Below are 25,112 nucleotides of genomic sequence, written 5' to 3'. Positions count from 1 at the left end.
GACTTAATCCTTGTGGTCGCGAATGATCGCTGCGAGCAGATGTGCGACGCCGGCCAACAGCAGCGCGATCAGGATGAAAACGAGGGTGTTGTAGAAGCGGCGCGGCTCCACCGGATACTCGGGCAGGCTCGGCTTCTGCAGCAGGGTGACTTTTTTCAGGTTGCGGGTTGCTTCGACGCGCCCGCGCTCGAGCGCGACCAGTGCGGTCTTGTAGACATCCTGGGCAAACCCGGCTTCGAGCTCGAGACGCTGGAACTCCTCGACCGTGCCGTTCAGGGTCTTGCCGGCCGGCGCCGCGAGGCGGGCCTGTTCGCGTGCGATCTGCTGGCCGATCGCTGCGATCTGCGTATCGAGCTCAACCACGCCGGGCGCCTGCGGCGCGAGGTAGCCGAGCAGCGCCGTGCGCTGGGTCTGCAGTTCGGTGCGCTTGCCTTCCAGCGCGTTCACCGAGGCGGCCAGGTGCGCGGCCGAGTCCTGCGGCGACACCAGGCCCTTGTCGTTCTGGAAGCGCAGCACCGCCTGGCGCGTCTGGCGGTAGCGGGTCGCCAGTTCGGCAACCTGGCGCTCGACGAAACCGACCTGGTCCCTGGCAAGCGCATGGGCCATCGCATTCATCGTGCGCTCGCCCTCGCCCACCATCATCTGGGTGATCGCCTGGGCGGTGCGCGGATCGAAGGCTTGCGCCTTCACCACCAGCACGCCCGCGTATTCGTCGAAGTCGACGCTGACGCGCGACAGGAAATACTCGTGGAACCGTTCGCTGGCGGTATCTTGCGACCACATCCGCGACAGCGGGTCGCGCCGCGGGTCGCTGTAGTGCGCGCGCAGGTGAAGCGCGGCGTCGAGCTTGTTCAGCATGTCGATCGACAGCATGTAGTTGCGCAGCAGGAGCTGGTCGCTACGGTCGGCGCCGCCGCTTCCGCCGAGCAGCGCGCCGACATCGAGCGAACTCTTCGCGCCGAGGTCGGTGCGCTGGATGATGACGGTGGCTTCCGAGGTGTAACGGTCGGACGCCACGACGCCCCAGTACACGGATGCCAGCGCGGACGCTGCAAGTGCGAGGGCGAGGATCGGACGCCGGACGAGCGCGGCCACCGGACTGCGACGCAGCCCGGCGCTGCCGCGGCCGAGCATGCCGGACGCGAATCGTTGGATAACACGGAGGGTCATGCAGCAATACTTTCTTTGTAACTAGTCAGTGCGTCGTCGATATCGTCGAACCAGATGGCGCGTCCCTCATGCAGCCAGATGCCTGCCTTGCAGAACTCGCGCAGGGTGCTGTCGCTATGGGACACCATGATCAGTCCGGCGCGGTCGACGAGCTGTTCGAAGGCGGCGCTGGCCTTGTTCCTGAATGCGGCATCGCCGGTCGAGGTGATCTCGTCGGAGATATAGACGTCGAAATCGAAAGCCATCGACATCGCGAACTGCAGGCGCGACTTCATGCCTGACGAATAGGTCTTGATCGGCTCGTCGAACGAAGCACCGATGTCGGCAAACTCCTGAATGAACGCGAGGCGCTCGGCCAGGTCGTGTTCGTGCCCGTGGATGCGGCACACGAACTTGGCGTTCTGGCGGCCGGTCAGGGTGCTTTGCAGGCCGCCGGCGAAACCCATCGGCCAGGACACCCGGCAGTCGCGCGCGATGGTGCCGCGGGTGGCGACGTCGGTACCGCCGATCAGGCGCAGGAGCGTCGATTTCCCGGCTCCGTTGCGTCCGACCAGCCCGACGGTCGTCTTCGACGGAATCGTCAGGTTGACGCCGTTCAGGACCCACTTTCCGGGGCCGTGCGTCGTCCGGTAGCGCTTGTGCACATCGTCCAGCTGGATCATTCCATCACCATCCTGTCCGCAAACCGGAGATGCAGCATGAGCCCGAGGAAGATCGCGACCAGGGCAACGCCATACAGGTAAGCGATCTCCAGTCCCGGCACGGTGTGGTAATACGGCGCAAACCCGACGCGCACCGTTTCGATGCCATGCACGATGGGGTTCAAGAGCAGCCAATCACGAAATGGCAGCGGGACGGTGGTAATAGGGAACATCACGCCGGACAACAAATACAGGGGATACATCACGACCGCGACGATGCGCTCGAATTCCGGCACCAGCTCGACTGCGACCGAGGCCATGAGCCCGCCGCCCAGGCCCAGCAGCCATAATCCGAAACTGCCCTGCATGACCTGCAGCGCGTTAGCGGGAAGGACAGTCGTATGCAGCAGCGCGATACCGGCTGACAGGACGATGCTGACCAGCAGCATCAAAAAGCCTTCCACCCCTGCCCGCACGAGCACCGTATCGATGGGCTTGACCTGGCGATACGCGAACAGGGCACGGTTGGCGCTGACCGCGTTCAGGCACTGCACCATGGTGCGACGGAAAGTAAAGTACGGCAACATCCCGGCAACGATCCAGATGATCGTGTCGATTCCGCCGATCGTGCGCACGCGGACCGTACTATACAAGACCAGGATGAGGCCGATGTGGGACAGCGGTTCGAAGACGACCCACAGCCAGGCCGCACGTTGCGCCGAGATGCGCTTGATGGCCTCACGCAGAAAGAGCGCTTTCCACGTAGAGAACGTTATCGACAAAGCAGAACGGACGGCAACACTCATGTAGGGTTCTTCAGTTACACCATTAAATTCGGACTGCGCGGGCAGGCGGGAAATAGGTCTGGGTCGACCCTAGCAGCTGGCACGGAGCCTGGACTGTGTAACCGCTTGGATGGGTGCTCCTTGATTCATCGCACCGGATGAAGAGCGTGTTGCGTTTAGAGCCGGGAAGAATTGTAGCCGATCAATTTAAATTGCTCTAGTTATGGTAGCGGTCGCGCATTCGCCGAGGTCTTGAGCAAGCAACAAAATTTCCCTCGTAAAATGTGGTCAAGTGATAGAACGGCTTCATTTACTCATAACGAGTAAATACAAATATCGGCGAAATCGTCATATTTCTGGAATAAATGTGATCTTAAGTGCATCAACTAGCGTGCAGTCCCTTAAACGAGGGCCGCAAAAACTCACTAATTCTCACTTTTGTGAAATTTCGGCGCCGCATAAAAAAACCACAGCTTTCAGGGAATCTGAAGGACTGTGGTTCTTGTATGCGTGTTTCAGGACTACGTCGATGCCGGTTCGGAGTCCATGTCAGGGAGTGCGATGCCGATGGTCTGCGGCCGTACGGCCCGGCGGCGGCGCGCGCGGGCGGCGCGCGCCACGGTCCAGTAGAAGGCGAGGTAGAGGCCGAAGCTGAGCAGCGTACCCCGCACCAGTGCTTCGCTGTTTTGCGGGAAACACACCGCAAACCAGGCCGGCACGGCCGCCAGGAACCAGGAGACAGGCGACACGCAGGCATTGCGCAGCGGTGCGCTGAACTTGCGGAAGTAACGGCCGGCGACGGCGATCTTGACCAGGCTGTGCAGGTGACAGCTGTCGGGCTGGCCCGGATGGCGCCGGCACCACAGGCGGCGCACGATCGTGAAGACGGTCTCGAAGGTCGGGTAGGCGCAGGCCAGCAGCGGCGCCCAGCTCGATACCTGCGGATTGCGGTACACCAGGGTCACGGACAGCCACGCGAGCAGGAAGCCCAGCAGGTAGGCGCCGCCGTCGCCGAGGAACAATTTACCGTATGGGAAATTGACAAGGAAGAAACCAAGGGTAACGGCGCAAACGATGAAGCAGGTGCGCGCCAGCTCGGCGTCACCGCAATCGAGGGCGATCAGGCCGACCGCGACCAGGCCGATCACGACCGTGCCGCTGGCCAGGCCATTGAAGCCGTCGATGATATTGACGGCGTTGGCCACGCCACCGACAGCGAAGGCGGTGAACAGGACCGACAGCGGCAGCCAGGCCAGCACCGTGTCGAGCAGGCCGATGCCGGTATGGGCGATGCTCACGCCGGTCAGCGCCCAGCAGGCCACGCCGCTGGCCATGGTCGCGACCAGGCGTGCGCCGATCGACACGCGGCGCGTCAGGTCTTCGGCGATGCCGAACAGGAAAGCGGGCGCGGCCGCAACCAGCAGGGGCGCGAGCAGGCGCTGCTGCGAAACGGACGAGACCGCACATGCAAAGATGAGTCCAAGCATGATCGCCAGCCCCCCGATGCGCGGCGTGGGCACACTATGGAACTTCTGTACCCCGCGCGTGGCATCGAGCGTGAATCTGCCGTGCCAGCGCGTCGTCGCGACCAGCAACAGTGAACACACGAGCGAGACTGCCAGGCCGAGTTCAAAGGTAAGGATATTGGTTTCTGTTGGATCCATAAATGAGACTTGATTAGCCGCCGAATTTTAACGCATTTCTCCTAAGAAAACAGCAACTCGGCGGCAATCGTGTGCTCCGCTCGAAGATTCATTCCAAGCACCATGAAGCGCGCTTAAGTAACTGATTTTCCTTGAGTTTTAGAGAACCCGGCTCTAATTTAAACTCTGGCCACCAATATTGAAGCAAGTTTTCCTAATATTTACCAACATTTCCTTACAACTTATGACGTCTTTACGCTACGTTAACAGGGCGAAATTACATCCCGTTACATATTCGACTAAAACAGCGTAAAGAATTATTTCCGCACGTTAAATCTGGTTGAAATATATTATTGCTTCGGGTGTTACACGTCTTTTTTCTGTACGGGTGACCATGTGCCACACGGCAACAAGAAAATGCGGACGAATATCGAGGTCCAAATCCTGAAAAAAAAACCGCGGCCACTCGGGCCGCGGTTTTTCATCCATCCTGCGGCTATCAGTTGCCGCTACCACCCGTACCGCCGGTGAGGACGTTCTGACCCGCATCCGCACGCACTGCCGTGACCACTGCCGGTGCAGGGGCGCCGGTTGCAGTAATGAGATTGTGTGCTTTCAGCGCTTCCAGGACTGCATCCTGTGCATTGCCCGGATTGGTCGCGCTCTTCGGAACCAGCGTCGCGGACAGGAAGTCGGTTGGCACGATGATGCTGCCGTCAATGCCGGCCAGGACCTGCACAAGGTGATTGACCGTTGCCTGCAGCATGCTGGCATTGGTCACAATGATGCGGACGCCGTCATTGCTTGCCAGCTGCTGCGGCGTTGCGTTGACGCCCGCACCCGAGGACACGGCAACATAATTCACCAGCATTTCGGTCAGCGGCGTGATGTTGGCCCTGGCGCCGTCGCCTGCGGCGAGCGAACGCAGCGTTACGCCGTTCTGGGTGAGCGACAGGATGCAAGGGCCTTCGCCCGGCACCGCCACCTTCAGGGTGAACGCGCCGTCCGCTCCGGTCACCGCAGTGCCCGTGCCAGTCTTGCAGACCGCCGATACGGTCGCATTGGCGATGGCGACGCCGGTCGCGGCGTTGCCGGTGATCGTGATGGCCGCAGCCGGCGTGGGCGCATCGTCGCCACCGCCACATGCGGTCAGGGTCGACATCATGCCCGTCACCAGCGCCAGTTTGATGGCTGCGCTCAATTTGAAGCTCTTCGTCATGCGGTACATCCTTTTCAATTGTTTATCTAATTTTGCAGAGATTTCTTGTGCACGCGGCACGTCCAAACAGGGCCTATATGAAACACATGTACGGCAACCTGCAATTTTTCTCGACCTCAACACTATATAGGAGTGTTTTTCCTACGGCAACACTTTGAACATCTGCCACCCTGGCTAAGTGGTTGATAAGCAACCAAAATCTCACACAATCTCACTATCGACCTAATTCGATGAGATGGTATTTGGCTGCTTCTCCAGACCCGGCGCCTGATTCATGAGCGTCGTGTATTGGCCAAAGGCGTTACGCATCCGTGGCATTTGCCGCACGATATATTCGCGTCCGATCCGCCCCTGGTTGAAGAAATCGGCGCGCGCACTGTACGCCATCGGCAACTCTTCCAGCACACCCAGATTGATGCAATTGCACTCCCCGCTGCGTGCCCGTTTTGTCTCCACGCGCGCCATATAATTGCCGGCGCCTTCCAGGTGGGTCCAGCCAGGCTTCATGCCCTTGCGCGGGGTGAGCGGCACCGCCAGCCCGAAGCCGATGCGCGTTTCGATCTCGCTCTTCCTGAAAAAGGCCTGGGCCTGCACGTCACCGAACCAGCGGCTCACCTGCACGAACGGCCCCTGGTCCCCGCCGCGGTAGCGCTGGTAGCCGGCCTCGATGCTCGCGTTCAGGGGCGCATAATTCCACATGTAGGAAGCGCTGCCTGTCTCGGTGTCGTCCGTGCGGTAGCGCAGCTGCTCGCGCAGGTGCGTGTACTGCACGCGTACCTGGTCGTCCGTGCCCGGCACAAACCAGGTAGTTTCGTTTTGCACGCCTTTCAGGTCGTACAGGTATTTACCCGCCGAGCTCACATTGACGATGCTGTCGGTCAGCCAGAATGCCTGACTCAGCACGGCAGTGCGCAGGCCGTCGCGCTGCTGGGCCCAACCCAGGAAACCGTGCGCCACGTCGTCCGACTCGGCCACCGTCTCCAGATAGCTGGTGTACAGTTCCGCGCCCTTCCAGACCGGCACGAAGGCTTGCACGTTCGCCGCCAGGCTGTAATCGAGCAGGCCTTTTTCGGTGCCCACGAAGTGCACGGTGCGTGGCTCGAGGCGGATGCGCGAATAGCCGCGCGGCCCCTCTTCCGTATCGAGCCACTGCACGCCCCAGCCGCCATCCGGACGGAAGGCGAACGACAGGGCAGATTGCGCCTCGCGCCACTGGCCATCGTCCAGGAAGCGGCGGTAGCTGGTCTTTTCCACCGTGGTCTTGTACAGCTGCAGGCCGGCCTTCTTGGTCACGACCGATACGTAACGGATATCGGCCGACGCCAATGCCACGCCGGCGCCGAGCGCGATGCCGATGGCGTCGACTTCGTTCTGGTTGTAGCGGTGGTTCTCGTATTCGACGACCATCTCGGCGCCGCGCTTGCCGACACGGACGCGCTCGAGGCCCGCTTCGACCAGCGCTGCACGCACCCGCAGCAGCGCATCGCCGGCAAGTAGCGGCTGCGCCAGGGCCGGAACCGGCGGCAGGATGAGGTGGTTCGACGCGAAAGCGGCGGACGCCGCCGCGCCCTGAGGCGCCGGCGCGACCGTCGCCGCGCCGGCGGGTGCAGCTTGCCTGTCGCCGGCCGGCGATGCCGGCACCGGCACGGTGGCCGACGCGGGGTATGCCGCCGAGACGGCCGTGGCTGCCGGGGTTGCCCGCGCGGGCACATCCCATACCCGGCCGTTCTCCCCGACCGGGATCACCAGGTTGATGCCGAAGGCCGAGCGCTCGTACGGCTTGCCGACGGGTGTACTGGTGCTGAAGGCACGCTGGGCAGTGGCGACGAAGCGCGCATTGCCCAGCAACGCAATGGCCGGGCTCTCGTAACGCAGGCCGAGGTTGTTTGCCGGGCCATTACGCTCCAGCATGACGGCGGCACCCGTCCTCCATAGCGCCAGTTCAGCACTCGCGAAATAATTGCCGAGATAGTCTTCGCCTTTGGCAGCACCGGCAATCCAGCGTAGCGGCCCGAAGCGGTCGCTCACCGCTACATAGGTCGATTTGAAATAGGCCGCGCCGCCGCTCACATCGTTCATGCCCACGGCAACGTCGGGCTGCCCGCTGAAAAACCTGGGCAGCATGAATTTCACATTTGCCGACAGGTCGCGGGCGCCACGTTGCCCGGGGATGGGATCCAGCTCCGCCAGGCGGGCGGAAATCTCGAGGTGCGGCAGCAGTCCCAGTGCAAACTGGTAATTTTCCGCCTTCCTGAAACGCGAGAAATTTGCGCCGAGGTAGTCGTTATAGCCGAATACCATCGCGCCATCGGGCAGGGTGCGTCCATCCGGCAGATTGAGCGTTCCGGACGAACCTGCGGCGGAAAGCGACACCAGGCCAGCAGGAGGGCGTGCGGTGTCCTGGGCCACTGCCGGCACCGTGAGGAATGGAGAAGCAAGTACTACACAATACAAATTACGTCGCGATGTTTTCACTAGATCGATACCAGCCCGCAGTTGCGCGGAGCATTTAGAATTAACAAATCGTACACGGCTGAGCATGTACGCAACATTTTACATTGAGCAACATTAAATCCCCTCAACCGTGCGACATGAATCTGCAGAGATAATGTAATATTGAAACGCTGTGATAATTAGTGAGAATTCACAGTGACTCGACACCTTACGCGACAGCAACCTATGGAGGCACGATGGAACGAATCGAACGACTGCGCCGCATGGCAAAAGAAGCGCTCCAGGAATACCAGACAGCGATCACTGCAGGTGGCGAGCCTTCTTACCCCCAGTGGGCCGACGACATCATGACGGTCTGCGATCAGGCCGAGTCCGCGGTGGCCGCTCCGCTACACCTGCCTTTGCGTGCTCCCTTGCAGCGCGACATTCACCGTCACGTCAGCTGACAGGCATCCCCCGCGGCGCTACGGCTTCCAGCAAGGCGTGGCGCCTACCGGCTGTTTCACTATCCCGTTACGCTGCTCACGCGTTGGCAACCTGCCTTGCCTCCTCCGCATGCTGCATCTGCTCCAGGTAGACCCAATCGACGATTTCGTCCGCCGGCCGATAACCCGACACCAATTCGCCCAAAATCTTTCTGATTTGGGGAACATTGTTCGCTGCCAGCGCCAGTTCAAGTGCCGTTATCCGCCTCATCAACTGCTCCCAGGGAATCGCCTCTTCGTGCGCGCGCATCACGCGCGGATGCGCGGTACCGGTCGGGTTGTCGCCGATGAGCAGTTCTTCGTATAGTTTTTCGCCAGGGCGCAAACCGCTAATGGCGATCTCGATATCCCCCTCGGGATTGGCCTCATTCTTGACCGACAAGCCTGACAACTCGATCATCCGGTGCGCAAGGTCGATAATGCGCACCGGGGCGCCCATGTCGAGTACGAACACATCCCCGCCCCCGGCCATTGCGCCTGCCTGGATCACCAGCTGCGCCGCTTCCGGAATCGTCATGAAGTAGCGCGTGATATCGGCGTGGGTCAGGGTGACCGGTCCGCCGCCCCGGATCTGCTCGCGGAACAGCGGCACGACGGAACCGCTGGAACCCAGCACATTACCAAAGCGCACCATCGAGAACCGCGTAGCGCCCTTGCGCTGTGCCATTCCCTGCAAGACCAGCTCGGCCAGGCGCTTGCTTGCACCCATGACATTAGTCGGCCGCACCGCCTTGTCTGTACTGATCAGCACGAAATCCTTCACGCCGCACTCTTCCGCAACCTTGACGGTAACCAAGGTACCCAGCACGTTGTTGCGCACGCCTTCTGCCGGATTGTGCTCGACCAGCGGCACGTGTTTGTAGGCGGCTGCGTGGTAGACCGTGTCCGGACGCCAGGTGCGCATGATCTCGCGCATGCGCCGCTCATCGCGTACCGACGCGAGCATCGGCAGCACCCGCACGCCGATGCCGGCCGCCGCCTGGAGTTCCTGGTGGATCGAATACAAGGCGAACTCGCTTGCTTCCACCAGGACGAGCGTCGTTGGCTCGAGCTTGACGATCTGCCGGCACAACTCACTGCCGATCGATCCGCCAGCCCCCGTGACCACGACCACCTTGCCGCGAATATTACGATGCAGTAAATCATCGTCCGGCGGCACCGGATCGCGCCCCAGCAGGTCTTCGATATCGAGTTCGTGCAGGTCGCGCATGTGGACCCTGCCCTGGGCAACATCACCCAGCCGCGGCAGCGTCCGGACGTGCAGCGGCAGGTGCAGCGCCTGGATACCGCGCACGATTTCTGCGCGGCGTGCGCGGCCGATCGCCGGCATCGCGAGCAGCAGGTCGGTTACACCGTGGCGGTTGACCAGCTTGGACAGTGCCTCTACCGGGTAGATGCGCTGGCCATTGAGCGTGCCGCCGTGCAGGCTGCGGTCGTCGTCGATAAAGGCGCGCACGACCATCTCGCGGCTGTTTGCAAGCGCGTCCGCCAGCTGGCGTCCCGCCGAGCCGGCGCCATAGATCACGACGACCGCTTTTGACGCCGACCTGCGGTCGAGTACCTGCATGTAGGCGCCGCTCAGCCAGTAGCGCCCCAACAAACGAAAAGACCCGGCGGAGACGAAGAGCATCAAGGGCACGCTCAGTCCAACGCTGCGTGGCACTCCGGGCGCGCCGATGACGGTGAAGGACAGCAGGTAGAGCAGGCCGACCACGCCGGACGCCTTTACCAGGGTCATCAGCGCCGCGGTACCGGAGTAGCGGAAGATCGCGCGATACAGTCCCGATACGATATAGATGGGAAGCGCAAAACCGATGGCAGTGAGCGTCGCCCGGATTTGCGGCTCGGTCATGAACTCCCAGCGTTCGAGCCGCAGGCCGAAAACAATCCACACCGATCCAACGCACAAGCCAACATCCACCATGAGCGCAAGCGCCCGCTTGGCGCTCCGCGGCAGCGCCAACAATAAATCAGCAAACCTACTCATATCCCCTTCAGACCGGCTCGACGCCTTTTTTATTCGTTACCGCCCTCCGGATATACCGAGGGCTTTCCTTTGCTCATGCCGGTCCGGGTGCTCCCGGCAACAAGCCGATCCATCGACCGGCCAATCGGAAGCTCAGGCTGCAGCCGTCAACACCTGATGGATGGCAGTGCAGGTCCGGTCGATCTCCCGGCCTGTCAGCGTGGGGTGGACCAGGAACATGAGACTCGTTTCGCCCAACTCCCTGGCAACCGGCAGCCGCTCCACCGGACGAAAACCCGTTCCGTCGAATGCTTTTTCGAGGTACACCTCGGAACACGAACCCTGATAGCAAGGGACACCGAGCTTGTTGATCTCCTCGACGATGCGGTCGCGGCTCCAGCCGGCTCGGAGCTTTTCCGGCCGCACGTATACATAGCACTTGTACTGCGCATGGATCACGTCGTCCGGCACCTCGGCAACCCGCACAACCTCGTGCTGGCGACAGGTGTTCAGGATCGCCTGCGCGTTGGCCGTTCTCGCCTCGGTCCAGGCAGCCATGCGCTGCAGCTGGATCCTGCCGATGACCGCCTGCATCTCGAGCATGCGCCAGTTGGTGCCAAAACTCTCGTGGACCCAGCGGAAGCCCGGCGGGTGCTCGCGTTCGTAGACAGCTTCGTAGCTCTTGCCATGATCTTTAAAGGACCACATCTTACGCCACAGCAATTCATCATTGGTTGTAACCATGCCACCCTCACCACCGGTCGTCATGATTTTGTCCTGGCAGAAGCTCCAGGCGCCGACGTGGCCGATGGATCCGACCATGCGGCCCTTGTACCTGGTGCCGTGGGCCTGGGCGCAGTCCTCGATCACCTGGAAGCCGTGGCGCGCCGCCAGGGCCATGATCGGGTCCATGTCGCAGGGCCAGCCCGCCAGGTGCACGCAGATCACGGCGCGCGTACGCGGGGTCAGCACTTTGGCGATGGTGTCGGCCGAAATATTCCCGCTGTCAGGTTCAACGTCCGCAAATATCGGCGTCGCGCCGGCGTTGACGACGCAGGAGATGCTGGCGATGAAAGTGCGGGGGGTGACGACGACTTCGTCGCCGGGACCGATCCCCATCGCTTTCAGGGCGACATCCAGTGCCAGCGTGCCGTTTGCCAGCGCGACGGCATGGCTGGTACCAGACCACGCGGCGAATTCCTTTTCAAACTGGCGCGTTGCGTTACCTGTCCAATAGTTGACTTTGTTCGACAGCACTACCTGTTGGACTGCGATTGCTTCCTCAGCCGTAAAAGAAGGCCAAGGCGAAAACTGAGTATTTAGCATCTAAACGTGATTCCCTAATTCGTCTTTATTTTCGAAACCGTGCTGCCCGGAGCGCTGAGGTTTACTTCATTGGCGTAGCGGGATTACCGACAACTGTCGCGCCATCGGCCACAGGTTTTACTACAACGGCCCCTGCCCCGACGACCGCCCCCGAGCCAATAACCACACCCTGGCGGACAGCAGCACCGACACCGATCCAGCTGGCAGCGCCAACGCGCACATTGCCCGACAAATGCGCCCCCGGGCTCACATGAACGGCATCGCCGAGCCAGCAGTCATGGTCGACGGTGGCGCCGGTATTCACAATGCCAGCCTCGCCGATGTGGGCATCAATATTGACGACAGCCCCGGCCATGACAACACACCCGTCACCAAGCGCGGCATGCGGGCTGACCCATGCGCGAGGATGAATAATAGTCGCGGCGCGGGCGCCCGCAAGCTTCAAACTGCGATGCTTCTCCGCCCTTATTCGACAATTGCCAATTGCAACGATGACCCCGGCAAAGTCAGTTACGCACGAAAGCAGTTGCTGAGTATCGCCGATTACCTGCCAGGGGCCGAGCATCGAGACTATCGGCCATGCGTCGTCAAAAAACACAACGTGCTGCCAGCCTGCTGCCAGCGCAACGTCAGCCACTACCTTGCCGTGGCCGCTCGCTCCCAATATTGCGATTCGCTTTGTCATTACTTTTTCGATTCAGCTTTGCCGGTAAAACGCGGCATGGTCACATCGCCTGCTGCACTGATTCCTTCACGCACGATGACCTTTTTCACCGTCAGCCAGAGAATCTTGACGTCGAGCCAGAGTGACCGGTTGTCCACGTACCACACGTCCAGCTCGAACTTTTCCTCCCAGCTCAACGCGTTGCGACCGTTGACTTGAGCCCAACCGGTAATGCCGGGTCTTACCTCGTGTCGACGTGCTTGTTCTGGCGTATACAGTTCAAGGTAATCCAATAGCAATGGCCGCGGCCCGACTAAACTTAGTTCTCCCTTGAGTACATTCCACAATTCGGGGAGCTCATCAATGCTGCTTGAACGAAGAAATTGTCCAAACCGCGTGAGTCGGACCGAATCGGGTAGAGGCCGACCGGTCCCATCGCGCTCATCGGTCATCGTACGGAACTTGATAATCTTGAAGGAGGCTCCCTTCATCCCTGGCCGTAACTGGCGAAAAAAAACCGGCCGACCAAGTTTTACGGCAACCAAAATAGCCACCACGATCAGTAACGGAAATAAAAACACGATTCCAATTACGCCTAATACGATATCAAAGGCCCGTTTCATTGGATGTTCATCTCACGCAGCATTACTCGGTTGACATCATATACATTATACTTCTCTTCCGCCACCATTCTCGAACGCCGACCCATTTCAGTAGCTAAGCCGGGCTGATCTATAAAACGAAGCATGGCTTCAACAAGCGCTGCTGTCGAGCGCACAGGTACTAGGAAACCATTTAGGCCGTCTACAACTGTCTCCCTACAGCCGGGAGCATCTGTGGTGATAACAGCGCGCCCCATAGCCATGGCTTCAAGGACGGTACGAGGTGTCCCTTCACGATATGATGGAAGCACATAAACGCTGCTCTCCTCGATTGCAGGACGTACGTCCGACAAACGCCCTAAGAATTCGACAATTCCCGCTGCCACCCAAGCGTCCAACTCACCATGAGAGATTGAATCCGGGTTATCATCAATCCATCCTGCTAACGAAAAATGTACCTCCGGATGCGTCTTTTTGACCATCGCGGCTGCCGCTACGTACTCACGCACGCCCTTTTCTCCCAAAAGCCGCGCGATCAGCAGAAAACGTGGCGGGCCCGCAGGTAAAGCGCTTGGCTTAAAGTCAGTTATCGAAACACCCGAGCCATTAACCACATGCGAAGGTATTCTCTTCGCCAAGAGACCACCTGACCTAAACAACGCCTCGTCATCTGGATTCTGAAAAAATACCTTAGTAGCGCCAAGGAGCGAAAGTTTGTATAACGACTTCGCTGCGCGCTGGGCAAAACGACCTCTCAGTCCGGCAGCGCCGCCGAACGCAAAGCCTAGACCGGTAATAAGCGGAAATCTCTTCGGCACCCGTAGAACGGCGGCTACGATACTTCCATAAACGACCGGCTTCACTGTATAGCTAAGCAATACATCGGGTCGCAATTTTGAAATAAGACAACCTATGCTAATCAAAGTGCGAAAATCAGCTATCGGATTCATACCGGTACGTTGCATCGGAATATGATGCACGTGAAAACCCATCTCCATTATCTTCAAACTAACGGCAGCCTCCGCGTCTAAATCTGGCGCAGCAATATGGACTTCGTAACCCGATTTACTAAGATCTGCCAATAGTGCACCGCGAAAAGTTAATATCGAGTTAGGATAGCTCGCAAGAATAAGAAACTTCATGCAAAAACCTTATAAACCGGAAATAAAAAAAAATAAATTATTCGAATCGCAAACATATATATTAGCTAAAAAGCGCAAGCACGATAAAAATAGCAATACCGCCTTTCACGTCAGGCATTGGTTCTTACGCGCCAAAGACCTCCGCACAGATTAATGAACTTATTTACCGAAAAGGCAGAAGAGATTTCGTTAACAACCATTCTATACTCATAAAGAAGGCATTGATTTACCCCTCAGGGGAATTTTTTTCACCAATTCCTTTTTGCGTGAGCCACCTCCCAAAGCCATCGGTAAATATGTCCGTCGCCAACTCTCTTTGAGCCTCAGTTGCATTTTTTTTTGCTTGCTGCAATCCGCACAATGCCAATTCGGAGGCTAACTTTTTATCTAAGACTAAACGGCGAATGGCTGAAGCAAGCGCCTGGACATCGCCGGGCGGCACCAGTACGCCAGCGCGCCCCCCCATGAGGCATTCAGGCACCCCGCCAACTGACGAAGCAATTACAGGAGTACCTTGACTTTGGCACTCTAAAATCACTAAAGGAAGTCCTTCAGTATAGGACGGTAAAATTAAGGCAATCGCAGCCGACATTTCACTGAACAGTGGTGTGCCCCACTCAATTTTTCCAACGAATTCAACCTTCGCGCGCACGCCACAGTTATTGGCCAGTTCCTCGAGTCGAGCCCGCTCCGGGCCGTCACCGACTACGCGAAGATTAAGGCCAGGACACTCCGTCACCAAAGCCAAAGCACGGATTAGAATATCCACACCCTTTTCAGGGGAGAGACGTCCAACATATAGGAGCGAGCTCGTCGTAATATTTTTCTCTGGCAACTTTGTTGCTATTTGATCGAGCCGAACCCTCCCCTCGTGCAAAACCACGTTCTTCTTTTTATGCAATGAATATTTATTTTTCAAAGCCTCGGAGACGAAAATGCACACATCTGCGTTCCGAAGTATAAGCCGGTTAAGAACCCTGCTAATGGAAGCCACAGTTCGCCAAAACACTCCACCTCGAAGAGCAATGGTGTCTCCCGGATCCCCAATCATTTGTGTTACCACATACGAGTTCACACGTTTTCGAGAAAGTGCTAGAATCGTCGCAACGAACGCTTGCTTCCCCCAAATGATATGCGCGCCGCTTACGCATCTCGTTAGCTCAGTTCGGAACTGAATAAAATTTCTGAAGTATCCAATAACACCCTGTGTTTTGCTTCGCGGACCAAAAATCTCCACTTTCACTCTAGCGGGAAACACAATTTCGCTCAAACCGTGCTGACCACTTGGGAGTGGGCAGATTCTTCCAAAAAACCGCCAAGTGTGAACGCAATCGGGAAAAGATTTGAGAATTTCGTCTAGCGGTACCGCAGTAGCGGAATACCACTTCTCGCCTGGCCCCTCGTAAAGACGCTGATCACTAGTGTAGGCCACAATAATTTTCATATTGGAAAAGCTATCAACCGTCATTACGTAACCACATCCATAAATGTATTGATCACATTTTCCGTCCAGTTCTCATAGGAATAGCTGGCCTGTGCCCAAGTCAGGCCAGAACGTGCCATTTCACGGGACCGAACATCATCCGTCATAATTTGCGAAATTTTCTTCGCTAGATCGTCCTCAACAGCAGGATCAAAAATCATTCCGCATCCTGGCGGAACAACTTCAGGCAACGCTCCGCGATTCGACACAATCACCGGTCGTTCTAGCAACATCGCCTCAGCTGCGACCAAACCAAATCCTTCATCGATTAGAGATGGTACGATAACTACGTTTGCTTTGCGCATAACAGCGTGTATATCTCGGCGTAGGCCTATAAAATGGACCCGCTCACAAATCTCGAGCTCAGAAACGACTTTCATTAATTTTTTATAGAAGAGCGCACACGCCGGGTCATCCTTAGATCCGGTAATCCAAAGGTGCACATTATCAGGTAGCTTACCCATAGCCGCAACTGCCAAGTGTAAACCCTTGCTTTCTCGAACTGATGCGCAAGGTAAGAGAACGATATAATGCTCATCGTCATATTCCGGCAGTTCCTTTTCCAGAGCAGTTTGTACACTGCAATGAGCACTAACTGTTGAACCATTGTATATCAGCCTTATCTTTTGCTTCACAGCATTAAGTACGATAAGCTTTTTCTGCACGCTGTGTGAAATTGCCATAATAACGTCACACTTTCGTATTGCCCACGAGTACACGGACGACTGTCTTTTATCCGCACCGTGGCAGTGCCAAATTAGCCGCGGCCGATTCGCAGCCCCCCCCAAAGTTAACGCTATAGCTACTAGCAAAAGATCGCGATAACTATGTACGTATACTACATCGTAATGCAGGAGTACGTTCTTTAAGCGAAAAATTAGAGCAGTAATACGCGGCAGACAAATCAAAAGATCGAAGCCCCTATAAACTCCCCTGCGGAAAGAAAATATTCCGGATCCGCGTATGCCAACTTTTCGGTCAACAGATACTCCTGCCATTTCCAAATTATCCATATCCCGATCATTCCGGCAGAGTTCTGCGTAAACCAAATGTATTCTCGAATCCTTCCTCAGCCTCGGCAATGCCTCCTGGAGTACCCGACGTACCCCTCCCTCATATGCTAGCATGTATGGTACAAGCACCTTTATTTTGTCCATCCCTGCTCCTATTGCTTAGTTCTTTGAGGTAGCTATCTTATATACTTCAACGATTTTTGAGGCCCATTTATCTGCACCAAAAGTGCTTTCGACACGCTCTCTTGCGTTCCTGGTTAACCTCGTGCGTATTTCTTCCGTCTGATCTAGAACCGACTCCATCGCTGCAGCGATATCTTGAGGGTCACCTGCCTGCGTGAGTAACCCGTAACGCTCGTCGACAATAATGTCGCGTATTCCGCCGATTCCAGATCCGATGACGGGGACACCTATGCCCATTCCTTCGAGCACAGCTAACGAAGTGGCTTCAACTATTCCGTTATATGGCACGGAAGGGACAACGATTGCAGTGCTTCTTTTCATAATGGACAGAAGGCGGTCGCGCGGAACATCCCCCATAAAGTTGATGCGTTCACTTACCCCTAGCGTCGTTGAAAGCTCTACAAGGGAACGGAACAGTGGACCGCCGCCTGCAATTACTAACATCACGTCTTTTTTCTTGATGAGAGCAATTGCACGAATTGCGAATTCGACACCGTTCTTAGGAACAAGTCTCCGCGGAACCAAAAAGAAATTAGTGGGAAGGTCTATTGCTGGCAGGTCCCGGCCCGTAGCAGCCAGTTCCGTCATATCGACAGCGTTCTCAATTACGCAAATTTTAGTCTCATTGACAGCGAGGCTTTTCAAAATTTCCGCCTGGCCGCTGTCTACTGGAATTATCTTGTTCGCAACTCTAAAGGCCTCAATTTCAAGTCGCGATATCTCGGCGACTAGGGAATCATCGTTAGAGTTGGAGACCGTGCCGCTTTCATTGGACCAAGGACCGTGGACGGTCTGGACGATAGGAAAGGCCGACCCAAATGCACGCGCTGCAGCACAGGTCGCAAGAGGATCATGCGAATGAACGAGGAGATCCGGGCCCGCGTCGGCAACTGCCTTGTTGATCTGTTCTCCTAGCCGGCGCACTGTCATTCGCAGCAGTTTGACACGGGCCGCATCCTTGCTAAGTACTCTATGCACGAAATAGGCTAATTTTTCGGTAAAGCTAGTACGGATATCATTACGACTAACTAGAATAACTTGGAAGCCCTTTTTAAGAAGCATATCGCGGAGCAGCTCGATATGGGTACTAGCGCCTCCCACATGAGGAATGTTAAATGTCGTGCAAATTATTATCTTCATACATCTTCCCGACGAATAGGAATATTAGTGCGAATTGCATAGCCTAGGCCAACGACCATAAAAAAGACTGGGGCTACAAATACAGAAATTGGCGCGATTGTTGCAGTTCCGAACACAAAAACCGCTAGGCATGCAGCACGCAAAACCCGCGATGCGCCGTTCTGCCTCTGCTGAGTTACAGCAGTATTTTTCCAACAAGCTTTATAGATAAGAAATAAAATCGCCACCCCCATGACTCCAGCCCCGAGAAATGTATCAAAATAAATGCTGTCTGATCCTTCAAAACTGGAAATCGCTGAATTCGCCATTAATGGTTGAGTTGCTTTCGGAAAATTTGAATACCCAACACCAGCTAAGTTCTGGATGGCGGTAACCAATGCGATATATTGCGCATCTAGTCGCGATGAAATATTATCCTCGTTCGTGCCATGCTGAAGAGCACGAGTCATACGTTCCTCGAACGTAGCATTAAAAGCTGTACCTATGAACGCAACTGCGGCAAGCACAACTATGATGCCTATTTTTTTTCCGCGGGAAATCTTGGCTCCGGAAATCCAATAGGCAACTGCGACAAAGACCCCTAATACAGCAGAACGACTTCCTGATAGCACAACGTTTACCCCGCCTAATGCTATTGCGGCCCACATTAGAACAGCGTCTACACCACGTAGTCGTTTCAACAAACTTGTAGCCGTCACACCTGCAGCAAGTAAAATAGATATATACGCGAAATCGTTAGGATTAGAAATTAGCCCGGTTGCACGATTTCCAAACATTTCGTCGAATGCAAGGTCTGTGTTAGTGTGAACCGGCAAGATAATCTGGAGTTCCGGAAAGATTGAAAAGAGAAAAAGCGCCGCAAGACCAGCAAGCATTTCATATTTTAATGTCCGTATAGATCTTTCGGAATTCATAATAGCCAGCGCAACTGGTAGAATTGCAGCCAACCCAAACCGTTTCATGAAAATCGCCATCTCAGCCATCGGCCCTACATTTCCGCCAAATACCACACTGCCAAAACTGCTTAAAAGGCCGAGACAGAGAACAAGCAATAGAATTTTTATTGGAATTCTGAACGTCGCTGGTATTTTTCTTATGAACCAGAGTCGACCGAGCACCAAAATCCATAGAAAAATGAGTATCACATCGCTTGCAGTGACGTTGCCGACACCAGGGAGGCTCGCGATCGGGAACCAAATTAATGCGGCTGGGATACATAGAAACAGGAGAAAGCTACCCGAAATTTTTAACATTTTTCCTCGTCAGGAATTTCTCATTTCGCCGCATATACGACCATTGGAAAAATAGGTAAAGTACATAAGAAATAAGGTATGCCGACGCTAGTCCTAGAGCTCCGAACGGTTCGGCAAGCGCCAGCGTTAATAACATAATGCATACAGCCCAAGCGAAATCCATAAGAACTAGCGCCCACATGTTACCCGAGCTAGTAATCGCTTGCGATAATGCATTTGAAACCGCCATTGGAATGGTCGAAAACGCGATAAGTGCTAACACTGCCCAGCTATCGCGATACTGTGGACCATAGGCGCTCATTAACAATGGGGAAAACGATGAAACAAGTGATGCCATAACAAAAGCGATCATACCAGTCAAAAATACGTTGTTTTTAATTAATCCTTTTAACTCGCTGGGCCTACCATCAATCGTCATTGCAGACAACGTTGGGAGAAGAATATTGCTTATGGCAGCCGGGAAAAATAATATAACCGTTCGCCATTGATACCCGATGTTAACCATCGCCATTTCGGAAAACCCGCTTTTCTGCGCCACTAAAACTGCATTACAGGCCCAAATTGCAGGCGCCACTACTAATCCGCTTACTAAAGAAGGAATACTAAATGTTGCGATAACCCTTCGTTCTGCAAATGAATTTCTAAAATCTATGGGAATAGCCATTTGTAAACATAGTTTACTAATAGAGCGATAAGTTAATATACAATTTAAAAATCCACAAAAAACAAGTCCAAAAATTATTCCGTCTAGGCCGTCTAGCAGAGCCCCGGCCACTGTAATCGGGAGCGTAACTAGCCCATAAATAAGAGATAATTTTGCATTCAGCTTGAAAGCACCGAACCCCAGGGTTATTCCGTTTTGAACGTTGTTTAGGGAAGCGAAAACCAACAAACCCGAGGTATAACGTAATATCCTCGAAAATTCCGACATCCCTATAGCTTGGCTTATCCATGGCGCGAAAAAATAGATGAGCAGAGACAAAACGATGCCAAAAGTGGCGGAAAGTAGGAGTGCCATTCCGATAAACCGACCAGCGCGAATGGAATCGGCTTCTTTAAATTGCGCAATGTACTTTGTGGTCGTCAGGGTCATTCCAAAGCCGGCAACGACGACAAGCATCGCAACAGTACTTTGAATCATCCCAACTTCGCCGAAGATGTCTTTATCCAATATTCTTGCGATAACAATTGAGGATACAAGTCCTAAACCGCGCCCGAATATTGCGCCCATCATCGACCAAAAAATGCCGGTTCTAAAGCGGCCAGGGCTTATCAGCAATGATACCGCGTCGCGAAGAGACATATTAGATTATTAAGATAATTGATCGCTAGAGTGCGCTTCTCGAATTAAAAGCGAGCTCATCTACTAAGATGCGTTTTTATTACGCGAAAGATTTTACTATAAGCAGAAACGCCGCCGTAGGTTCGCTTTCGACGTCGTTTTCCGATACTGTGCTTAATCGCACGATAGGGGTAATAATTGTATTATCCAATTAACTGATCGACATGTCGGCCGGTTCCACGGTCGTGGGACCAAGATAAAGCTTCGGACAACCCGTAAATTAAATGATACGTCGGAATATGCGTCAACTAGCTCGTCTGGACGCACCTCGAGGGTGCCGTCTTAACCGGAGCGAAGCTCGGCGAAAGGAGCTTTGCCGATGTCGAAGCCAAGCACGTTGCGCTTAATGCCAAATTCAACGGCAAGAGGAAGACTCACATATCCGACAACGATGACGGCGATATTTGCTTGGCGAAGAGGATATTTTTCTAACTCTGTATTTGGCATCGCATTCAGGCGGTAACGGTGTGCTCGCTTTGAACACCCGAAAGTTGCGTTCTGATTCTTAGTATTTATACTGAGCGTAACGGTATTTTCCATACTTGGAACCATACCCATATCCTCCCATACGGTGACGCAGGTCGTTGAAGACCACGCCTGCCACGTTGTAACCGGCCTGCTTAATGCGTTTTGCTGATTCTTCGATTTCGCCCATCGTACTGACATTGCCACGCACTACGTTGAAAATAGTGCCAACATGCGGAGCGATGACCATGCCGTCAGTGACAGCCAGAATTGGCGCTGTATCGATAACGACGAGATCGTATTCGTGCGCCACTTCCTGCAAGAACTTTGCAAAATTATCGTGCTCGAGAAGCTCTGAAGGCTGTGGAGGGAAATCACCAGTCGAAAGGAAGTCCACGTTTTCCACGACGTTTTTGTGGACAGCGTCGGCGAATGTAGTTTTACCTGCGATTACCTCCGAAAGCCCGCCGCGTCGCTGCAGTCCGAAATAGCGCTGCAGGTAGCCCTTGCGAAGGTCACCATCGATCAATAAGACCTTTTTCCCAGCGGCGGCGAGGACCGCAGCGAAGTTGACGGAAACGAAGGACTTTCCGACGCCTGGCGTAGGGCCAGTGATCATGACAATTTTGTTCTTTGCACCCAACATCGAGAACTGGAGCGACGTTCGGAAACTACGTAGGCCTTCAATGGCAAGGTCGGTTGGATCGTCTTTTGCGAGCACCGAAACTTTCGTGGCGCCTGCTTTTACTTCGGTGTACAAAGCGTCTTGTCTAGCGCTGTGGGGGATCGCTGCGCTGATCGTGAGCCCAAGCATCCTCTCGATTTCAGTAGGATCTTCAATACCGCCGAAGAACGATCTGCGGATGAACGTACATGCGACACCCGCAAAAATTCCCAACAACATAGCCGTGATAATCAGGAGTGGGCGTTGCGGGCGAACTGGGCGAAGTGGAACTACGGCTTCATCCAGCAGACGGACGTTGCCGACTTTGCTGGCTTTTACCAGTTTCAGTTGCTGTGCGCTGTTCAATAGAGATGTATATAGTTCGGTATTTACTTTTATATCCCGAGTAAGACGTAGCACATCCTGCTCGATAGATGGCATATTCTTGATGCGATTGTTGACCGAGCCAATTTCATTGTTCAGGGTACGCATTTGCTGTTCTACAGCCTTAACAAGCGGATTGGATTCTTGATAGCGCGTCAGCAACTCGTCACGGTGCTGCTTCAGCTCAATAAGCTTGGTTTGCGAGAGTACTGACTGTTGTAAGATGGACTTCGCTTCCTCGCCCAGATCAACCGTTCCACGGCGATTTCGCATCTGGTTATAAGTAGCTTCAGCCTGCTCGAGATTGCGTTTGAGTTCTGGAAGTTGCTTCTCCAGGAAGACTAGCGACTTTTCAGCCTCTGCCGATTTCCGCTCGACGTTTTGGCGAATATAAACCTGACCAATTTCGTTCAAGGTTGCAGCTGTTTTTATCCGGTCACTACCTTCCAACGACACGCCAATGACGCCTGACTGCTTGCCCTTCTCTGCAATTGTGAGCGATTGTTGCATCTGCTCAACTGTTTCCAGCATAGGCGCGCGGGCAAGAACAAACTGTACGCCCGGTTTGGCTGCAAGTTGGTCTACGTGCAGCTTAAAGTCGCCGTCCGCATTCTTGATCACTAGCGTTTCGCCGACCCGGCCGGTACCCGTCAATCCGGAATCGTCGTGTGTAACGGTATAGGTGTTGCCGCCCATTGCAGTAAGAAGGAACTTTTGGCCCTCGAATCGCGCAGGGATGACGAACGTCGATACACGGATCTTCTCCGCGCCCCATGCATAACCGCCGAGACCGAACAGGCCCGGATCCGATACTTCAGTCTTGCCTCGCGCGATCCACGAACCCACGAGAGGGAAACGTTTTGGTGCGGCTGTAAGATCAAGCTGGGCGTTCGTCACTGCTTGCGTGACGACGTACCTTGAACGTAGGATTTCGATCTCTGCGGTTGCAGCGGACTTCATCTCGAATGCGCTTGCAAGATCGCCAAGCATCATTGCGGATGATGAGCTTCCTCCATCCTCGACTTGGACGAGAATATTTGATTGGTAAATCGGCGTTGCAATGAAGGAGTATGCAGTGCCCAGCGCGGTAACAAACAACGCGACGACTGCGATCAACCAGCGGTTTTCGATCAGTAAGTCCAGATACGCGGCAAGGTCGATTGAGTCGTCGTCATGCTCGGCGACCTGAACAGTGCTCGGATGGGTGGTTGAAACCGTTTGATTCATAGATTCTCTGAATAATTCAAATGACGTGGAAGCGACAGCGTAAGGTATCAGCCAATCTGCTCAATCTGTTTTGCCCATGCCTGAACGCCGTCGACAATCAAACTGTGCGCGTGACGGAAACTTTCGATACCTTCGCGATAGGGATCAGGGATATCGACGGCAGCCGTCTCGCCCAGGCGGAAAACCTTCCCGCGCGCGCCCCGGTACTGCCCTTCGACATGACGCTTCTGTTCGAGGTCCATAACAAAAATGACGTCGGCGTCCGTTACCATTGCTTGCGAAATTTGACGGGCCACATGACCACTGATATCAACTCCCTGCTCGACCATCAGCGCGACTGAGTGCGCGTCGGCGCCTTGACCGACCAGCGCCCCCAGACCAGCGGAGCGCACGGTGCACGCAGGCAGCGCGCGCTGAAGCAGCGCTTCCGCCATCGGACTCCGGCAAATATTGCCGATGCAAACCACGAGAATGTTGTTCATCATTTCAACTGCCCGACCGACGTGGCCGCCGTTGCCGCGCTCGGGAGAATCAGGCTGATCACGCGGTTGTAGCGTGCCAGACCGGCGGCATCGACGTACACGACGTCGCGTGGATTGAGCTCGAATCCCTCGGCCATCGCCAGCGCCACCGGCGAACCGGCGTCCAGGTTGTAAACCACTGGCTCGGGCTGGTTGGCGCCACGGATCACATACACCTGGCGGGCGGAGCTGCTCAACTGGTTCAAGCCGCCGGCCTCGCCCAGCGCGGCCGCGAGCGTCAGCTTTCCGTTGTACATGGGCAGGGCTGCGGGACGGGTCACTTCACCCAGCACGTACACCTTGCCCTCATCGCGGCTCGGCACGCGCACTACGTCGCCCGGCGCGAGCATCAGGCGCGACATGTCGGCGCCCTGCTGCACGAGCTGGGGAATGTTGACGGGATAGGAAACACCCTTGCGCGCCACGATCACCTGGCTCTGGTCCGCGGTCGGCAGGAAGCCGCCGGCGCGGCTCACGCCTTCGAGCAGGGTCATCGGCACGTCGTCGATTGCCTGGCTGCCCGGCGCCTTGAGGTCGCCGTCGAGATAGACCTTCTTGCTGCGGAATGCGAGCACGCGCAGGGTCAGGTCGGGATCCTTGATGGACGCGAGCAGGCGCTTGGAGAGCAGGCTGCGCGCTTCCAGCTCCGTCATGCCGGACACCTTGATCGGGCCGACGTAGGGGAACTGGATCATGCCCTGGCTGTCAACGACGAATGCGGCCGGCGACTGGGCGCCGGAGTTGGTCAGGGCCTGGGCGCCGGCTGCAGCAATGTTCAGCTCGGGGTGGTTCCATACCAGGACCGACAGCAGGTCGCCCGGGCCAATCACATAGGGGCTGGCTTCGCCGAACAGGGCTTGCACGCGCTGGTCCGTATTCTGCGCCTTGGCAATGCGCTCTTCGCGGATCAGGTCGGGCGTGATCAGCTTGATCACGGGCGCCGGCATCGGGGCGCTATGGGTGCTCGGCACGCGATCCACGTCGATCCGCATGCCCGGCTCCATGTTGGCACAGCCGGTAACAATAAAGGGAAGCACGGCGGCGAAGCTGACCAGCTTCAGCGCCCTAAAACGGGTGGCAGACATCAATTTTTTTTCCGGTAACTCTACAGGCTTGCGTTTGACGGATGCTGGTTTCTTTAATACGGTCCTGCTTTTACCAGCGAACTGTTGCAATGCAAGAGAGCGGAAAAGGACACGACAACCAACGAAGTCCGCATTGTACACACGGATTTTCCTCAGACCAAGAATTTAGGGTCATGGGTTGTCAGGCTGAACAGAGGCAAATACAACGGTAAGTACAGTTATTTCAACGGATTATGGTGGATCTGTTACGCGGAA

Annotated in this window: 21 protein-coding genes; 1 reads left to right on the top strand and 20 read right to left on the bottom strand. The window is 55.6% G+C overall.

The features are described from left to right. Positions 1–3: 3 nt before the first annotated feature. The 6 genes from AC1MEM_RS09185 to AC1MEM_RS09160 all read right to left on the bottom strand — a co-directional run bounded on the left by AC1MEM_RS09185 (position 4) and on the right by AC1MEM_RS09160 (position 7,867). On the bottom strand, positions 4–1,170 hold the full coding sequence (locus tag AC1MEM_RS09185) for a KpsE/RkpR family capsule polysaccharide export protein (RefSeq protein WP_499476754.1): 1,167 nt from the start codon (positions 1,168–1,170) through the stop codon (positions 4–6). After that, positions 1,167–1,832, bottom strand: a complete 666-nt coding sequence (locus tag AC1MEM_RS09180) for an ABC transporter ATP-binding protein (RefSeq protein ID WP_499476753.1) — start codon at positions 1,830–1,832, stop codon at positions 1,167–1,169. The genes AC1MEM_RS09185 and AC1MEM_RS09180 overlap by 4 nt, the downstream gene beginning before the upstream one ends. Continuing rightward, positions 1,829–2,617: an ABC transporter permease gene (locus AC1MEM_RS09175; RefSeq protein WP_499476752.1), complete on the bottom strand. Its 789-nt coding sequence runs from the start codon at positions 2,615–2,617 to the stop codon at positions 1,829–1,831. Before AC1MEM_RS09175 ends, AC1MEM_RS09180 begins: the two co-directional genes overlap by 4 nt. Before the next feature lie 500 nt (positions 2,618–3,117). Next, the gene (locus AC1MEM_RS09170) at positions 3,118–4,260 is read right to left on the bottom strand and encodes an MraY family glycosyltransferase (protein ID WP_499476751.1); all 1,143 of its coding nucleotides are present in this window, start codon (positions 4,258–4,260) and stop codon (positions 3,118–3,120) included. Between the two features lie 478 nt (positions 4,261–4,738). Next, positions 4,739–5,458 carry a hypothetical protein gene (locus AC1MEM_RS09165; protein WP_499476750.1) on the bottom strand — a complete coding sequence of 240 codons (720 nt, stop codon included), beginning with the start codon at positions 5,456–5,458 and terminating at the stop codon, positions 4,739–4,741. Between the two features lie 222 nt (positions 5,459–5,680). Beyond that, positions 5,681–7,867: a YjbH domain-containing protein gene (locus tag AC1MEM_RS09160; protein ID WP_499476749.1), complete on the bottom strand. Its 2,187-nt coding sequence runs from the start codon at positions 7,865–7,867 to the stop codon at positions 5,681–5,683. 281 nt (positions 7,868–8,148) lie between these two features. Between AC1MEM_RS09160 and AC1MEM_RS09155 the strand changes: the two genes are divergently transcribed. Continuing rightward, the gene (locus AC1MEM_RS09155) at positions 8,149–8,358 is read left to right on the top strand and encodes a hypothetical protein (RefSeq protein ID WP_499476747.1); all 210 of its coding nucleotides are present in this window, start codon (positions 8,149–8,151) and stop codon (positions 8,356–8,358) included. A 76-nt stretch (positions 8,359–8,434) separates the two neighbouring features. On the opposite strand, the gene AC1MEM_RS09150 is transcribed toward AC1MEM_RS09155, so the two are convergent. The 14 genes from AC1MEM_RS09150 to AC1MEM_RS09085 form a co-directional block, all read right to left on the bottom strand. Continuing rightward, positions 8,435–10,384, bottom strand: a complete 1,950-nt coding sequence (locus AC1MEM_RS09150; protein ID WP_499476746.1) for a polysaccharide biosynthesis protein — start codon at positions 10,382–10,384, stop codon at positions 8,435–8,437. Between the two features lie 132 nt (positions 10,385–10,516). Continuing rightward, positions 10,517–11,689: a DegT/DnrJ/EryC1/StrS family aminotransferase gene (locus AC1MEM_RS09145; RefSeq protein WP_499476745.1), complete on the bottom strand. Its 1,173-nt coding sequence runs from the start codon at positions 11,687–11,689 to the stop codon at positions 10,517–10,519. Positions 11,690–11,750: 61 nt separating this feature from the next. Next, positions 11,751–12,374 carry an acetyltransferase gene (locus tag AC1MEM_RS09140; RefSeq protein WP_499476744.1) on the bottom strand — a complete coding sequence of 208 codons (624 nt, stop codon included), beginning with the start codon at positions 12,372–12,374 and terminating at the stop codon, positions 11,751–11,753. Continuing rightward, positions 12,374–12,976: a sugar transferase gene (locus tag AC1MEM_RS09135; RefSeq protein ID WP_499476743.1), complete on the bottom strand. Its 603-nt coding sequence runs from the start codon at positions 12,974–12,976 to the stop codon at positions 12,374–12,376. The genes AC1MEM_RS09140 and AC1MEM_RS09135 overlap by 1 nt, the downstream gene beginning before the upstream one ends. Beyond that, on the bottom strand, positions 12,973–14,097 hold the full coding sequence (locus AC1MEM_RS09130) for a glycosyltransferase family 4 protein (RefSeq protein ID WP_499476741.1): 1,125 nt from the start codon (positions 14,095–14,097) through the stop codon (positions 12,973–12,975). The genes AC1MEM_RS09135 and AC1MEM_RS09130 overlap by 4 nt, the downstream gene beginning before the upstream one ends. 226 nt (positions 14,098–14,323) lie before the next feature. Continuing rightward, positions 14,324–15,565, bottom strand: a complete 1,242-nt coding sequence (locus AC1MEM_RS09125; protein ID WP_499476740.1) for a glycosyltransferase family 4 protein — start codon at positions 15,563–15,565, stop codon at positions 14,324–14,326. Beyond that, complete coding sequence (locus AC1MEM_RS09120) at positions 15,565–16,707, bottom strand: glycosyltransferase family 4 protein (protein WP_499477611.1); 1,143 nt, start codon at positions 16,705–16,707, stop codon at positions 15,565–15,567. Before AC1MEM_RS09120 ends, AC1MEM_RS09125 begins: the two co-directional genes overlap by 1 nt. Positions 16,708–16,752: 45 nt before the next feature. Then, on the bottom strand, positions 16,753–17,916 hold the full coding sequence (locus AC1MEM_RS09115; RefSeq protein ID WP_499476739.1) for a glycosyltransferase family 4 protein: 1,164 nt from the start codon (positions 17,914–17,916) through the stop codon (positions 16,753–16,755). After that, on the bottom strand, positions 17,913–19,169 hold the full coding sequence (locus AC1MEM_RS09110) for an O-antigen ligase family protein (protein WP_499476738.1): 1,257 nt from the start codon (positions 19,167–19,169) through the stop codon (positions 17,913–17,915). The genes AC1MEM_RS09115 and AC1MEM_RS09110 overlap by 4 nt, the downstream gene beginning before the upstream one ends. Beyond that, positions 19,150–20,472, bottom strand: coding sequence for an oligosaccharide flippase family protein (locus tag AC1MEM_RS09105; protein ID WP_499476737.1), 1,323 nt, complete (start codon positions 20,470–20,472; stop codon positions 19,150–19,152). The genes AC1MEM_RS09110 and AC1MEM_RS09105 overlap by 20 nt, the downstream gene beginning before the upstream one ends. A gap of 321 nt (positions 20,473–20,793) precedes the next feature. Next, positions 20,794–21,051, bottom strand: coding sequence for a hypothetical protein (locus AC1MEM_RS09100; protein ID WP_499476736.1), 258 nt, complete (start codon positions 21,049–21,051; stop codon positions 20,794–20,796). Further along, positions 21,017–23,251, bottom strand: coding sequence for a polysaccharide biosynthesis tyrosine autokinase (locus AC1MEM_RS09095; protein ID WP_499476734.1), 2,235 nt, complete (start codon positions 23,249–23,251; stop codon positions 21,017–21,019). Before AC1MEM_RS09095 ends, AC1MEM_RS09100 begins: the two co-directional genes overlap by 35 nt. Before the next feature lie 47 nt (positions 23,252–23,298). After that, positions 23,299–23,736 (bottom strand): low molecular weight protein-tyrosine-phosphatase, encoded by a 438-nt coding sequence (locus tag AC1MEM_RS09090; protein WP_499476733.1) that lies wholly within the window; start codon positions 23,734–23,736, stop codon positions 23,299–23,301. After that, positions 23,733–24,857: a polysaccharide biosynthesis/export family protein gene (locus AC1MEM_RS09085; protein WP_499476732.1), complete on the bottom strand. Its 1,125-nt coding sequence runs from the start codon at positions 24,855–24,857 to the stop codon at positions 23,733–23,735. Before AC1MEM_RS09085 ends, AC1MEM_RS09090 begins: the two co-directional genes overlap by 4 nt. Positions 24,858–25,112 lie beyond the last annotated feature (255 nt).

This window comes from Telluria sp. AIW5, assembly GCF_056680575.1.
This window is presented reverse-complemented; position numbering and strand designations above follow the sequence as displayed.